A 12735-nucleotide genomic window follows, 5' to 3' on the forward strand; every position below is an offset into this window, starting at 1 on the left:
AAGGTCGTGGGTCTCACCCGGGTCGCTGTCGCGTGCTCAGCTGCGCGCCGGGAGCCGCACGCTGGCGATGGTGGTGAGCACCGGGTGCTCCTCGTCCTCGCCCGGCACCTCTCCCCCGCGCCAGACGATGGACAGGTCGCGACCCTGCACCGTCAGCTGCGCCAGACAGTTGTCGAACCACGGCCCGTCGGTCACCTCCCAGCTGCAAGGCGGGTCGGGCACGTGCTGCGACCGCCCGGCGACGAACCGCATCGGTCGCACGAGGCCGCGCGCGAAGGCCGACATCATGACCCGGACCCCTCGCGGCATGGGGTTGCGGATCGGCGAGCAGACGGCCTGGACGATTTGGGACCGGGCGCCGTGGCGGCTCTCGGCGTCGACGACCTCGGCCACGTAGGAGTTGTGGACGTCGCCCGAGAGGAAGACGACGCTGGCGGGGGCGGCCCCACGCTCGCCGCGGGCCACCTGCCGCACCATGTCGAACACCTCGACGAAGCCGTCGTTGAAGGCGGCCCAGTGCTCGAGGTCGATGGACTGGCGCGCCTTCTCAGCCGCCCGCGCAAGCAGTCGCCCCCGGGTGCCGTTGGCGAGCGCCTCGTCGATCGCCTCGAGGTCGTGCAGGCCCGGCGGGAGCAGGAAGGGCAGGGACGTGCCGATGAGCAGGTGCTCGACGTCGCCCGTGAGCTGCTCGTCGAGCCAGCGCATCTCGGCCGGGTCGAGCATCGAGCGGTGGTGGGGCTCCAGGACGCGCGCCGCGCGCGAGTCGACGACCACGAGGCGACTGTCGCCGAGGTCGCGCCGGTAGCTGTAGCGGTAGACGTCGGGGTGACGGTCGACGCGTCGGGAGAGGTCGAAGACCGCCTCCGTCAGGTCGAGCTCCTCGCCGTCCTCCTCGGCACCGCGCCCGGCCAAGCCTGCAGCGGCGTCGAGCACCCGTGCGTACACCTCGTCCTCGGCCAGCTGTCCGGGCGAGAGGTTGCCGATGTGCTGGTAGACCCAGTACGAGGAGAGGGCGCCCATGAGCCGCTCGTCCCACCACGGGGTCCGGTTGATCTCCTCGTGCCAGGACCACGAGGTGTTCCAGTCGTCGCGGACGTCGTGGTCATCGAAGATCATGCAGCTGGGCAGCGTCGAGAGCAGCCAGCGGTTGGCGTCGTCGCCCCAGGCGAGCCGGTAGAGGTGGGCGTACTCCTCGTAGTCCTTGATCTCCGTGCCGGGAGGCTCGTCGAGGGAGCGCCGCGACGCGATGAACTCGCGCATCGCCTCGGGGGTCTCGTCGGCGTAGACCTGGTCACCGAGGAAGGCCACGAGGTCGGGCCACTCCTGCTCGTCACGGGCGAGGGCGAGCGCGAGGGTGCGCAGCGCGTCCACCCCGTTGGTCCGGTGCCCCTCGCGGTCATTGGGCACCGTCGTGCGGCACGAGCCGAAGAGCAGCCGGGTGGGCCGGTGGCGGTCGACGGTGCGGAGGCGCGGTGCCGGGAACTCGCTGCCCTGCTCGGGCCACACGGGCGCGCCGTCGATGCTGACGGCATACTCCCAGGCTCCGCCGGGCTCGAGCCCGTCGACGACCACGAGCGCGTAGTGGTGCCCCTTGACGCGGAAGGTCGGCGCGCACCACGCACGACCGTCGGCGTGGACGGTGACCACGGCGCGGCTCGCGGTCTCGACCCACACCGTCGCGTCCGTCTCGCCGATGTAGCGCAGCATCGGGCCGAGGACGAGCGGGCCGGCGGGATCCTGCGGCAGCGCGGAGTCAGTCATGGCACAGGCTTACTGCACATCGGGTCGCCGCAGTCACGAAAGGTGCTCGCCGAAGAAGGCGAGCGTGCGGTCCCAGGCGTCGGAGGCCACCTCGGCGTCGTACTTCGACGGCGAGGTGTCGTTGAAGAACGCGTGGCCGACGCCGTGGTAGACCCGCGCCGTGAAGTCGACGCCGGCCTCCTCCATCCGGCTCTCCAGCTCCGGCACGCCGTCGGTGATCCCGTGGTCCTGCTCGCCGTAGAAGGCCAGGACGGGGCAGGCGATCGTCGCCGGGTCGGCGTTCTCCGGGAAGTGGCCGTAGAACGGCACGGCCGCGCGAAGCCGCTCGTCGGCGGCAGCGAGGGTGAACGCGCACGTCCCCCCGAAGCAGAAGCCGACGACGCCCACCCGGCCCGCGACGCCCGGCTCGTCGACGAGCGAGTCGACGACGTGGCGCAGGGCCGGCACCGCCCAGGCCGCGAACTCCGGCTGTCGTGCCGGGGTCGTCGCCGCCCGCATCTGCGGCTGCGCAGCCAGCCGGTCCTCCTCGGTGCCACGCATCATGAGGTCGAAGATGCGGCCACCCACCTCCGGGGTCAGCCCGACGTGCCCGAGCAGGTCCGGTGCCACCGCGAGGTAGCCCTGGGCCGCGAAGCGGTCCGTCACGTCCTTCACGTGGTCGACGAGGCCCCAGATCTCCTGGATGACGACGACCGCGCCGCGCGGCTGCCCGTCCGGGTCGGCGCGGTACGCGGTGAGGCCGTGCGCGGGAAACTCGATCATCGTGCCCATTCCCCAGTCCTACCCGGTCTCGCCGGGATCGTCCCCGACCTCCGAGCCGTATGCCGTCCGCCGCGGTGACCGATGGGTGCGACGTGACGCGTTCGGAGCACGTGGTACGTGGTCGGCCGTCTCCAGGAGGACACAGCGGTGACCAGGAGCCCCGACGAGCACGAGGACGTCCAGGGCGCCCGTCCCGCCTACCGTGGGGCCGAGCTACTGCCCCTCGATGAGTCGCTCGCGGTCGTGACGACCGTGGTGACCACGGTCGTCACGGACGGACGGCGCGGGGTCGAGGAGAAGCCGAAGCGGCAGGGCGGGTCCACCGGCGCGAGCTCGCCCAGGGGACGGCCGTCGAAGCTGCCCTCGAGCGCCGTCACGGTATGCAGGTCGGTGGCGCCGTAGAACTCGCGGCGGCCGGCGAGCGCGGTGCCCCGGGTCCGGACGCCGCGCAGGACCCGGCGCGCGACCGGGTCCACGAGCGTCGCCCAGGCCGGACTGGCCGCCAGACGGACCGGGACCACGTGCAGCAGCCGGCCGAGCGGCATACGTCCCCCGACCGTGAGGTCGAGCGCGAGCGACGCGGAGGCGACCCTCCACCGGCCGGACGTGGAGCTGACGGTGATCGGCTCGAGGCGGACCTCGTCGAAGACGTAGGTCGCCTCGATGAACTCGGCCACCGGCCGGCTGGGCGCGACCAGGACCCGGTGCCCCGAGGCCGTCTCGACCATCGCGTCGCCGAAGGACCCGAGCGGCGTCCGGAGCCACGAGCCGACGACGACCCGCACGCCGGAGGTCGACCCGACGCCCGCGATCTGCCCGTGGAAACGCTGCGCCGGCACCTGCCGAGCCTAGGTCACGCCACCCGGTTGACGGTCTTCTCGATGCCGGCGATCACCTTCGAGTAGTCGTCGGTGGGCGACCCGCCGAGCACGGAGCCCCAGGCGGGCACGAGCTCGGGACCGTAGCGGTGGCCGTAGCCGTCGGGCGGGTCGTGCCCCACCGCCATGTCGGTGGTCAGCTGCCAGAACGTGACGAAGGGGATCCACGTGACGTCGGGGTTGACGTCGCGGCCGCGCGGCTCACGCAGCCAGTCCGGCTCGGCGCCGAGCAGCTCGGGGTTCCACCAGACGACCGGGTCGGAGGGGTGCTGCGCGTAGACGAAGCGCGGGAAGTCCCAGGCGCCGTAGTCGCGGCCGTCGTAGTCGTGGGTCAGCTGGTCCCCGCTCGCGGCGAACCGGATGTGCAGCCCGTCGTCCACCACCGGCACGATCTCGGGCGAGCCGGGGGTGCGCTCGGTGGTGAGCTGCGCCGCGATGTCGGTGAAACTCGGGGTGCCGACCCAGACGCCGCCCTGCGCGCGGGCCAGCATGTCTCGGGCGTCGGCGAAGGCCGCCTGGCCGCCGTAGGACCCGAGCGACTCGCCGCCGACGACGAGCTGGGGACGCCGGCCCTCGGGCAGGGTGCGCCACACGGCATACACCTTGTCGAAGAGCGCCTTGCCGGCCTCGCGAGGGGTGTCGCGGTCGGTCATCATCGACATGGCACTCGGCAGGTAGGAGTACTGCATCGCGGCGATCGCGCTGTCGCCGTTGCTGAGGTACTCGATGGACTGGGCCGACCAGTCGTCCACCCAGCCGGTGCCCGTGGTCGTGATGACCGCCAGCACGTGCCGCTGGAACGCGCCCGTCCGCTCCAGCTCGGCGACGACGGCGTCGGCGACGTCAGACACCGTGCGGTCGCCCGTGCGGCCGGCATACACCCGGATCGGCTCGATGGCCCCACGGCCGGTCGCGGCCGTGATCTCGGCCGGCGTCGGTGCGCTCGTGACGAACATCTGGCCCTGGTAGCCGAGGCCGGCGTAGGACTCGAGCGACCCCGGCCCTCCCGAGCGCAGCGGCGAGGTGGGCGCCGGCCTGCCGGTCGGAGCCGTGTTGCCCTGGGCGGCGACACCGGCCAAGGCCTGCATGGTGCGGTGGAAGAGCACGCTGTCGGTGACCCAGGCCGCGGTGAGCCCCACGACCAGCACCGCGACGACGGTCGCGATCGCCCTCGGCAGCACGTGCCCGGCGGCCTCGGCGAGCTGGTGCGTCGCGCCGCGCAGCCCCCGGGCGACGACGAGGAAGAGGACGGCGACGACGGCGGCGAGCGCCAGCGCCAGCGCCCAGTCGAGGGGGTCGAGCGGGGTGAGGTGCACGACGGCCGCCGTGCGCGCCTGGGACCGGACGTTGGCGACGGTCAGGCCCAGCACCGCCACGGCCCCGAAGACCGGCGCGGCCACGAGGAGCCAGTGGCGGGCCTCCCCGCTCACGGTGACGTGCAGGTCGACGAGCCGGGAGATGCGCCGCACGACCCACGAGACCAGGACGCCGAGCGCGTAGCCGACGGCAGCGCAGAGACCGCTGATGAGGCCCTGGTAGTACCAGGTGCGCGGCAGCAGGCTCGGCGCCATCGAGGTGAGGAAGTAGGCGGCGCCGAAGAGCAGCCCGGTGCGCGACAGGTGCCACCACGGGCGGGGCACCCGGAGGTTGCTGCGGGAGGGCGACACCTCCGGCACCGGCACGTCGGGCATGGCTCCACAGTAGGTCGCTGCGATGTGCGGCCGTGCCGGGTTCTGCGGCTCGCCCCAACGGGCAGGATGGGGCCATGCGAGACCCGAACCAGCGCATCACGACCTTCAGCCGCGACGGGCTGCGCTTCGACGTCACGGACGCCGGGCCGCTCGACGGCGAGGTCGTCGTGCTGCTCCACGGCTTCCCGACCGACCGGACCAGCTGGGAGCGGGTCTCGGCGCGGCTGCACGACGCCGGGCTGCGCACCCTCGCTCCCGACCAGCGCGGCTACTCGCCGGGAGCGTGCCCCCGCGAGCGGGACGCCTACCGGCTCGAGGAGCTGGTCGCCGACGTCCTCGCGCTCGTCGACGCCTCCGGCCGCGAGCGCGTGCACGTGGTGGGCCATGACTGGGGCGGGGCGGTGGCGTGGCTCGTCGCCTGCAACCATCCCGACCGCGTCGCGACCGTCACCGTCCTCTCGACGCCCCATCCCGCTGCGATGGCCCGGGCCCTCAAGGCCACGCTCGAGCAGAAGCGGAAGTCCTGGTACATGGCGGCCTTCCAGCTGCCGTGGCTGCCCGAGCGCACGTTCGCCGCCGGCTTCCACTCCCTCCTGACCTGCTCGGGGCTGCCGTCCGAGGACCAGCGCAGGTATGCCGCCCGGTTGGCCCGCGCCGACGCGCTCGCCGGACCGATCAACTGGTACCGCGCCGCCCGCGGCTCGCACGTCGGCGCGCACCGGCTCGAGGTCCCCGCCACCTACGTCTGGGGCTCGCGCGACCCGTTTCTCGGCCGGACCGCCGCCGAGCTGACCCGCGAGCACGTCGGGGGCGACTACGAGTTCGTCGATCTCGATGCGGGTCACTGGCTGCCCGAGACCCGCGACGCCGAGTCCGCCGCAGCGATCCTGCGCCGGGTCGCGCGCGGGAGCTGACGGCATACGCCCTCTTCTGTCTGGGTGACCGACGCCTCCCGCGATGCGGGGAACACGCGCGCCCCCGGGTAGGTTGCACGACCGTGAAGATCGACATCTGGTCCGACATCGTGTGCCCGTTCTGCTACCTCGGCAAGCGCCGCCTCGAGGCTGCCCTCGAGCGCTTCGAGCACGCCGACGAGGTCGAGGTGACGTGGCACAGCTTCGAGCTCGACCGTGGAGCCGAGCCTGTCTCGCAGCACTCTCTCGTCGACCTCATCGCCGCGAAGTACGGCACGGGCCGCGAGCAGGCGATCGCCCAGCACCGGTCGATGGCTGCGGCTGCCGCCGAGCTCGGGCTCGAGTTCAACTGGGAGCAGGCGCGCTACGGCAACACCTTCGACGCCCACCGCGTCGTGCACCTCGCCGCCGAGCACGGCTTGGCCGACGCCGCCCACGAGCGGCTGATGCGCGCCTACTTCACCGACGGCCTGGCCGTCGGCGACCGGGACGTGCTCGTTCGGCTGGCGACCGAGCTCGGCCTCGACGGCGACGAGGTGCGCGCGATGCTCGAGTCCGAGGACTACGGCAACCACGTCCGCAGCGACGAGGCGACGGCCAAGATGCTCGGCATCGAGTCGGTGCCGTTCTTCGTCTTCGACCGCAAGTACGGCGTCTCGGGCGCCCAGCCGCCGGAGGTCTTCAGCCAGGCGTTGGAGACGGCGTGGGAGCACCGCCACGAGGTGCTCGAGCCGGTCGCGGCCGGTGGTGGCTGCGGTGGTGGGTGCGGCGCCGGCGGCTGCGGCGGCGCCTGCGGGGCCTGATCCCATCCGCCGGGACGCCCGCTCGCCTACCGTGAGCGGATGGCGCACCCGGCGATGTTCGACAGCACGGACCCCTACCTCCACCGGCTCCGGGCGATCTGCCTCGCGCTGCCGGGCGCCGACGAGAAGCTCTCGCACGGACGCCCGAACTTCTTCACCCGCAAGGTGTTCGCGGTCTACGGCGGGGTCGTCAAGGGCGACCATGACCCCGAGCCGTACCGCCAGGCGCTCCTCGTCCTTCCGGAGGAGACCGATCGGCCGGCCCTGCTCCAGGACGAGCGGTTCGTCGTCCCCGGCTACTACGGCCCGTACGGCTGGCTGATGCTCGACCTGCGCCACCAGCGTGGCGTCGCGGGCGTCGACTGGGACGAGGTGGCCGAGCTCGTCGACACCTCCTACCGGCTCACGGCGCCTGCCCGGCTGGTCCAGGGCCTCGACGACCCTCGCGGGCCCGGCGGGCCGGGTCCCGTTTGAGCGCGCTCGAGGTCGGTCGGGCGCGTAAGGTACGGCTCGCTGAGTCGACGAAAGGCGCACATGGGACAGCAGACCGACCCGGTGGACCTCGGGTCACGGCGCGCCATGGTGCTGACCCTGACGGCGGCGGCCCTCATGCTCCTCGCCGGTCTGGCGATCCTGCACACCGCGGGCGGCCTGCACCTCGGTCCGGCGACGCCGCGCACGCCCACCGTGTCGACGACCCCCGCGCCCTCGACCTCGACCCCCTAGGTTGGGCCGCATGCAGCCCTGGCACTCACAGGACCGCCACGTCGTCCGCCTCGGCTGGGGTCCCGGCGCCGCCGAGGCGCTGAGCAGGTATGCCGTCGCCGCCGGGTCACCGGTGTGCGCGGTCGTCGTCGACGTCCTCAGCTTCACGACGTGCGTGTCGGTCGCGATGGACGCCGGGATGCGAGTGCACCCCTATCGCTGGAAGGACGAGTCGGCCCGGGCCTTCGCCGACTCGGTCGGCGCGACGCTGGCCGGGCCGCGGTCGGCGACCCGGACCGATGGCGGCGTCAGCCTGTCGCCGGCTTCGATCCGCGCGGCCGGGCCGGTCGAGGGCCTCGTCCTGCCGTCACCGAACGGATCGACGATCAGCGCCGTCCTGGCCGACGCCGGCGCGGACGTCGTGGCCGCGTCACTGCGCAACCGTGCGGCGGTAGCGGCCTGGCTCGTCGGCTGGCTCGAGTCGTCGGGCGGTTCACCGGCGCAGCCGGCCGTGGTCGTGGTCCCGGCCGGCGAGCGCTGGCCCGACGGATCCTTGCGCCCCGCCGTCGAGGACCTCTGGGGCGCCGGGGCCGTCGTCGCCGCACTCGCCGCCCGGCTCGAGCACCGCGCCGGCCCGCTGCTGCTCAGCCCCGAGGCCCAGGCCGCCGGTGCGGCGTGGCTGGCCGTCCAGGAGCGCGTCGCCCGGGCGTTGGGCGAGTGCGCCAGTGGACGCGAGCTCGTCGAGCAGGGCTGGCCGAGCGACGTCGAGATCGCGGCCGAGCTCGACGCCTCCGACCACGTGCCGCTGCTCGTCGACGGTGCCTTCACGGCATCCGCCTAGCTGCGGTCCGCGGTCACGACCGGCTGTCCGCCTCGCGGCCGGAGGGTGCCGTGCCGCCGTCGAACCTCTCGCTCCTGGGCCTGGTCCGACATCTCGCTGACGTCGAGCGCGGCTGGCTCCGTCAGTGCGCAGCCCGCCAGCAGGTGCCGACCATGGGATGTCCGTACATCCCGGTGGGGTGGCACAGGGCCCGCGACTCGGCGATCGGTCTGCGCAGCATCCCGGCGAGTGCTGCGTGGATGCTCGGGTTGGTGACGCCGCTGTCCGTCAGCAGGAACTTCATGTGTCCGGTCCTCCAGGTCTTGGTGCGCGGTCACCGAGACGACGAACGGGAACGGGCGATTTCGACAGGATCCCGACAAGGATGGGACATCGAGCCGCGCGATGGGGGTCTGCGGAGGCACGGCACACGGGATCTCCGGCAGACGCGGAGCCCCTACTGGCCGAGCGCCGCCCAGAAGGTCGACGCCGCGCGCGAGGGGCGTCCGGTGCGGCGCTCCGACCAGTCGGCCGAGGTCATCAAGGCGGTGACGGCGTTGACGCCGAGCCAGCGCAGCGGCTCGGGCTCCCAGTCACGGGAGGTGCGGCCGGCCCACGGCAGCGTCGCCAGGCCGTCCGGGTCGTCGCCACGGATCATGGCCGTGAGCGTGCGGCCGGCGAGCGCCGACGTCGCGACCCCGTCGCCGACGTAGCCGCCGGCGAAGGCGAGGCCGGTGTGGCGGTCGTGCCGCACCGACGGGAACCAGTCGCGAGGCACGCCGAGGTTGCCGCCCCACTCGTGGGTGAAGGTGACGCCCTCGAGCACCGGGAAGAGCTCCACGAGGATGCGGCGCAGGGTGGCGTGCACGCGCTCGTCCCGGTCGTAGCGCGGCGACACCTTCGACGCGTAGTGATAGGGAGCGCCCCTGCCGCCGAAGGCGATCCGCCCGTCGCGGGTGCGCTGGCCGTAGATCGTCAGGTGCCGGTTGTCGGCGAACGTCGTGCGCTTCTCGAGGCCGATCTGGGCCCACACGTCGTCGGGCAACGGCTCGGTCGCCGTCATGAGGGAGTAGACCGGCGCGATGGCGCGGCGCCGGCCTGCCACGGCCGGGGTGTAGCCCTCGGTGGCCAACACGACGTGCTCGGCGCGGACCGTGCCGTGCGGGGTCACGACGCGGCGACTGTGGACGTCGACGGCGGTCGTGTGCTCGAAGATGCGGACGCCGCGCCGCTCCACCGCGTCCGCGAGGCCGCGGACGAGCCGGGCCGGGTGGATCGCGGCGCAGTGCGGCGTGAACGAGCCTCCGAGGGCGTTGCTGACGCCGGCGACGTCCGTCACCTCGTGGGCGTCGAGGAGGCGATGGTCCTCCTCGCCGAAGCCCCAGCGGCGGTGGTCGGCGACCTCGGCGCGGACCCGCTCGAGCTGCGCCGGGTTGCGCGCGACGGAGAGGTAGCCGCCCTGGTCGAAGTGGCAGTCGATGCCCTCCTCGGCGGCGACGCGGCCCACGTCGGCGACGGTCGCGTGCAGCACGTGCTGCATCCGCACGGCCGCGTCGCGGCCCCGCTCGGCGGCCATCCGCTTCAGCGAGGCCGGGAAGAGGGCCGAGCACCAGCCGCCGTTGCGGCCCGAGGCGCCGAAGCCGGCGACCTCCTTGTCGATGACCGCCACGCGGATCGCCGGGTCGGCCGTGACGAGGTGGTATGCCGTCCAGAGCCCGGTGTAGCCGGCTCCGACCACCGCGACGTCGACCTCGAGGTCGGCGGTGAGAGCGGGACGCGGCTCGATCTCGCCGATCGTGTCGTGCCAGAGGCTGAGGCCGCGGAATCCGGTCGGGGGCATGGCCGGGATCATGCCACTTCCGGCCGTGTGCGACGACCCCCGCCCATGCCATTTCACTGGAATGCGGTTCCAACGCCTTCGGAATCCGTTGCCTTTCGGACTTCAGACAACCACTTCCGCCGTCACGCTCCTCACGGCATGATCTGGGCATGAGCACCGTGGACCGGAACCGACTCGCCGAGCTGCACGCCCGCGAGCGCGCCGCCTTCACCGCCGCCCGACCGCAGTCGCAGGCCCTGGCGCAACGGGCCGCCGCGCACATGCCGGGTGGCGTGCCGATGAGCTGGATGGTCAAGTGGCCCGGGGACTTCCCCGTCTTCGTCGAGCACGCCGAGGGCGCGCACTTCACCTGCGTCGACGGCATCGACCACGTCGACCTGTGCCTCGGCGACACCGGCGCGATGATGGGCCACTCCCCCGCGCCGACGGTCGAGGCGGTGACCAGCCAGCTCTCGCGCGGCATCACCACGATGCTCCCGACCGAGGATGCCATCGCCGTGTCCTCGGGCCTGGCCGAGCGCTTCGGCCTGCCCTACTGGCAGTTCACGCTCACGGCCACGGACGCCAACCGGCACGCCATCCGCTACGCCCGCCACCTCACCGGGCGCAGCAAGGTGGTCGTCCACAACTGGTGCTACCACGGCTCCGTCGACGAGGCCTTCGCCACGCTGGGCTCTGACGGCTCGACGGTCAACCGCCGCAGCAACATCGGCGCTCCCGTCGACACGTCCGAGACGACGCGGGTGGTCGAGTTCAACGACCTCGAGGCGCTCGAGCAGGCCCTCGCCCACGGGGATGTCGCGGCGATCCTCGTCGAGCCGGCTCTGACGAACATCGGCATCGTGCTGCCCGACCCCGGCTACAACGAGGGCGTGCGCGAGCTCGCCACCCGCTACGGCGCGCTCCTCGTCAACGACGAGACGCACACCATCTGCGCGGGGCCGGGCGGCTACACCGCCGCCCACGGCCTGTCGCCCGACCTGCTCGTCATCGGCAAGTCCATCGGTGGCGGGATCCCCTGCGGCACCTTCGGTTTCAGCCAGGACATCGCCGACCGCATCGCCCGCTCCGTCGAGCTCGAGGACATCGACGTGGGCGGCATCGGCGGGACGCTCTCCGGCAACGGCCTGTCGATGGCGGCGATGAAGGCCACCCTGGAGCAGGTCATGACGGCCGAGGCCTTCGAGCACATGGTGCCGCTCGCCGACGCGTGGGCCGACGGAGTGCAGTCCGGCATCGACGCCGTCGGAGCGGACTGGCACGTGACCCGGCTCGGCGCCCGGGCCGAGTACAACTTCTCCGCGCGCCCCTCCCGCGACGGGCAGGAGGCGCACGACGCCGACGACTTCGAGCTGCAGCAGTACCTCCACCTCTACGCCCTCAACCGCGGCATCCTGCTGACGCCGTTCCACAACATGGCGCTGATGAGCCCCGCCACGTCGGCCGCCGACGTCGAGGCGCACACCACGATGTTCAAGGAGTGCCTGCACGAGCTCTTCGGCGCCGACGCCCCCCGCTAGCGTGGGGCGCACCTGCCGCCGACCCGAGGAGCACCGGACCATGACCGTCGAGGCACTCGCCGAGGACACGCGTCGCCGCCGTCGCACGAAGCTGGGCATCGTCGGCGCGGGAGCCGTGGGCGCCACCCTGGCGTATGCCGCCCTGATGCGTGGCGTCGCCCAGACCGTCTCGCTCTTCGACGTCAACGCCGCCAAGGTGCACGCCGAGGCGCTCGACCTCAGCCACGGCATCCAGTTCGTGCCCATGGCGCACGTCGAGGGCTCCGACGACATCGGCGTGCTCGCCGACTCCGACGTCATCGTCTTCACGGCCGGCGCCAAGCAGAAGCCCGGCCAGTCGCGGCTCGACCTCGCGGAGTCGACGATCGCCATCGTCCGCGCGATCCTGCCGCGGCTCGTGGAGGTGGCGCCCGATGCCGTGCACATCATGGTCACCAACCCCGTCGACGTGGTGACGTATGCCGCGCTCAAGGTCTCGGGGCTGCCACCGGAGCGGCTCTTCGGTTGGGGCACCGTGCTCGACTCCTCGCGCCTGCGGTTCCTGCTCGCGGAGCACACCGGCGTCGCGGCGCAGAGCGTGCACGCCTACGTCGTCGGCGAGCACGGCGACTCCGAGCTGCCGCTGTGGTCGTCCGCCTCGATCGGCTCGGTGCCGCTGCTGCAGTGGCGCAGGCCCGACGGCCGCATCGCGCTCGACGAGGAGGCGCGGGGCCGCATCGCGACCGACGTGGTGCAGTCGGCCTACCGGGTCATCGAGGGCAAGGGCGCGACGAACTACGCCATCGGGCTGGCCGCCACCCGGATCGTCGAGGCCGTCCTCTACGACGAGCGGCGCATCCTGCCGGTCTCGTCGCTGCTCGACGACTACCACGGCATCAGCGACGTCTGTCTGTCCGTGCCCGCGATCGTCCACGCCGGCGGGGTCGGCGAGCGCGTCCAGGCGCCGATGACCGACGCCGAGCTTGCCGGCCTGCGCGCGTCGGCGGACGCCGTGCGCGAGACGGCGCGACGGTTCGGCTTCTGAGGGCGGCGTGGGGTCGT

At 72.9% G+C, this 12735-nt stretch carries 13 protein-coding genes and 1 pseudogene; 8 read left to right on the forward strand and 6 right to left on the reverse strand.

Features of this window, described 5'->3' with window-relative positions; genetic code table 11:
* Nucleotides 1–36: 36 nt before the first annotated feature.
* The 4 genes from ABD194_RS09450 to ABD194_RS09465 all read right to left on the reverse strand — a co-directional run bounded on the left by ABD194_RS09450 (nucleotide 37) and on the right by ABD194_RS09465 (nucleotide 5092).
* On the reverse strand, nucleotides 37–1761 hold the full coding sequence (locus ABD194_RS09450; RefSeq protein ID WP_343990599.1) for an alkaline phosphatase D family protein: 1725 nt from the start codon (nucleotides 1759–1761) through the stop codon (nucleotides 37–39).
* Between the two features lie 33 nt (nucleotides 1762–1794).
* The gene (locus ABD194_RS09455; protein WP_343990601.1) at nucleotides 1795–2532 is read right to left on the reverse strand and encodes a dienelactone hydrolase family protein; all 738 of its coding nucleotides are present in this window, start codon (nucleotides 2530–2532) and stop codon (nucleotides 1795–1797) included.
* A 188-nt stretch (nucleotides 2533–2720) separates the two neighbouring features.
* Nucleotides 2721–3362: a hypothetical protein gene (locus ABD194_RS09460; RefSeq protein ID WP_343990603.1), complete on the reverse strand. Its 642-nt coding sequence runs from the start codon at nucleotides 3360–3362 to the stop codon at nucleotides 2721–2723.
* Between the two features lie 14 nt (nucleotides 3363–3376).
* Complete coding sequence (locus ABD194_RS09465; protein ID WP_343990605.1) at nucleotides 3377–5092, reverse strand: alpha/beta hydrolase; 1716 nt, start codon at nucleotides 5090–5092, stop codon at nucleotides 3377–3379.
* A 74-nt stretch (nucleotides 5093–5166) separates the two neighbouring features.
* Between ABD194_RS09465 and ABD194_RS09470 the strand changes: the two genes are divergently transcribed.
* From ABD194_RS09470 to ABD194_RS09495, 6 genes and pseudogenes are all read left to right on the forward strand, one after another.
* Nucleotides 5167–6006, forward strand: a complete 840-nt coding sequence (locus tag ABD194_RS09470; protein WP_343990607.1) for an alpha/beta fold hydrolase — start codon at nucleotides 5167–5169, stop codon at nucleotides 6004–6006.
* Nucleotides 6007–6089: 83 nt separating this feature from the next.
* A complete protein-coding gene (locus tag ABD194_RS09475; RefSeq protein WP_343990609.1) occupies nucleotides 6090–6809 on the forward strand; it encodes a DsbA family oxidoreductase in 720 nt (239 codons plus the stop codon).
* Nucleotides 6810–6848: 39 nt separating this feature from the next.
* Nucleotides 6849–7283, forward strand: a complete 435-nt coding sequence (locus ABD194_RS09480; RefSeq protein WP_343990611.1) for an MmcQ/YjbR family DNA-binding protein — start codon at nucleotides 6849–6851, stop codon at nucleotides 7281–7283.
* A gap of 60 nt (nucleotides 7284–7343) precedes the next feature.
* Nucleotides 7344–7535, forward strand: a complete 192-nt coding sequence (locus ABD194_RS09485) for a hypothetical protein (RefSeq protein WP_343990613.1) — start codon at nucleotides 7344–7346, stop codon at nucleotides 7533–7535.
* 10 nt (nucleotides 7536–7545) lie between these two features.
* Nucleotides 7546–8355 (forward strand): 2-phosphosulfolactate phosphatase, encoded by an 810-nt coding sequence (locus ABD194_RS09490; RefSeq protein ID WP_343990615.1) that lies wholly within the window; start codon nucleotides 7546–7548, stop codon nucleotides 8353–8355.
* A 50-nt stretch (nucleotides 8356–8405) separates the two neighbouring features.
* A pseudogene (locus ABD194_RS09495) lies at nucleotides 8406–8462 on the forward strand (Mini-circle protein); the annotation flags it as partial.
* 14 nt (nucleotides 8463–8476) lie between these two features.
* Here ABD194_RS09495 and ABD194_RS09500 read toward each other — a convergent pair.
* Both ABD194_RS09500 and ABD194_RS09505 read right to left on the reverse strand, forming a co-directional pair.
* Nucleotides 8477–8638: a hypothetical protein gene (locus tag ABD194_RS09500; RefSeq protein WP_343990832.1), complete on the reverse strand. Its 162-nt coding sequence runs from the start codon at nucleotides 8636–8638 to the stop codon at nucleotides 8477–8479.
* A 153-nt stretch (nucleotides 8639–8791) separates the two neighbouring features.
* On the reverse strand, nucleotides 8792–10174 hold the full coding sequence (locus tag ABD194_RS09505) for an NAD(P)/FAD-dependent oxidoreductase (RefSeq protein ID WP_343990617.1): 1383 nt from the start codon (nucleotides 10172–10174) through the stop codon (nucleotides 8792–8794).
* 149 nt (nucleotides 10175–10323) lie between these two features.
* On the opposite strand from ABD194_RS09505, the gene ABD194_RS09510 reads away from it, so the two are divergent.
* Together ABD194_RS09510 and ABD194_RS09515 are read left to right on the forward strand one after the other, a co-directional pair.
* A complete protein-coding gene (locus ABD194_RS09510) occupies nucleotides 10324–11694 on the forward strand; it encodes an aspartate aminotransferase family protein (RefSeq protein WP_343990619.1) in 1371 nt (456 codons plus the stop codon).
* A gap of 40 nt (nucleotides 11695–11734) precedes the next feature.
* On the forward strand, nucleotides 11735–12718 hold the full coding sequence (locus ABD194_RS09515) for an L-lactate dehydrogenase (protein WP_343990621.1): 984 nt from the start codon (nucleotides 11735–11737) through the stop codon (nucleotides 12716–12718).
* Nucleotides 12719–12735 lie beyond the last annotated feature (17 nt).

This window comes from Terrabacter terrae (genome assembly GCF_039529575.1).
GTDB classification, from domain to species: Bacteria; Actinomycetota; Actinomycetes; order Actinomycetales; family Dermatophilaceae; genus Terrabacter; species Terrabacter terrae.

What these genes read in the sequence shown, in the direction of transcription:
- ABD194_RS09500 (WP_343990832.1), bottom strand. Translation starts at nt 8,638, where the DNA reads ATGAAGTTCCTGCTGACGGACAGCGGCGTCACCAACCCGAGCATCCAC.
- ABD194_RS09510 (WP_343990619.1), top strand. Translation starts at nt 10,324, where the DNA reads ATGAGCACCGTGGACCGGAACCGACTCGCCGAGCTGCACGCCCGCGAG.
- ABD194_RS09505 (WP_343990617.1), bottom strand. Translation starts at nt 10,174, where the DNA reads ATGCCCCCGACCGGATTCCGCGGCCTCAGCCTCTGGCACGACACGATC.
- ABD194_RS09470 (WP_343990607.1), top strand. Translation starts at nt 5,167, where the DNA reads ATGCGAGACCCGAACCAGCGCATCACGACCTTCAGCCGCGACGGGCTG.
- ABD194_RS09490 (WP_343990615.1), top strand. Translation starts at nt 7,546, where the DNA reads ATGCAGCCCTGGCACTCACAGGACCGCCACGTCGTCCGCCTCGGCTGG.
- ABD194_RS09450 (WP_343990599.1), bottom strand. Translation starts at nt 1,761, where the DNA reads ATGACTGACTCCGCGCTGCCGCAGGATCCCGCCGGCCCGCTCGTCCTC.
- ABD194_RS09465 (WP_343990605.1), bottom strand. Translation starts at nt 5,092, where the DNA reads ATGCCCGACGTGCCGGTGCCGGAGGTGTCGCCCTCCCGCAGCAACCTC.
- ABD194_RS09485 (WP_343990613.1), top strand. Translation starts at nt 7,344, where the DNA reads ATGGGACAGCAGACCGACCCGGTGGACCTCGGGTCACGGCGCGCCATG.
- ABD194_RS09515 (WP_343990621.1), top strand. Translation starts at nt 11,735, where the DNA reads ATGACCGTCGAGGCACTCGCCGAGGACACGCGTCGCCGCCGTCGCACG.
- ABD194_RS09480 (WP_343990611.1), top strand. Translation starts at nt 6,849, where the DNA reads ATGGCGCACCCGGCGATGTTCGACAGCACGGACCCCTACCTCCACCGG.
- ABD194_RS09455 (WP_343990601.1), bottom strand. Translation starts at nt 2,532, where the DNA reads ATGGGCACGATGATCGAGTTTCCCGCGCACGGCCTCACCGCGTACCGC.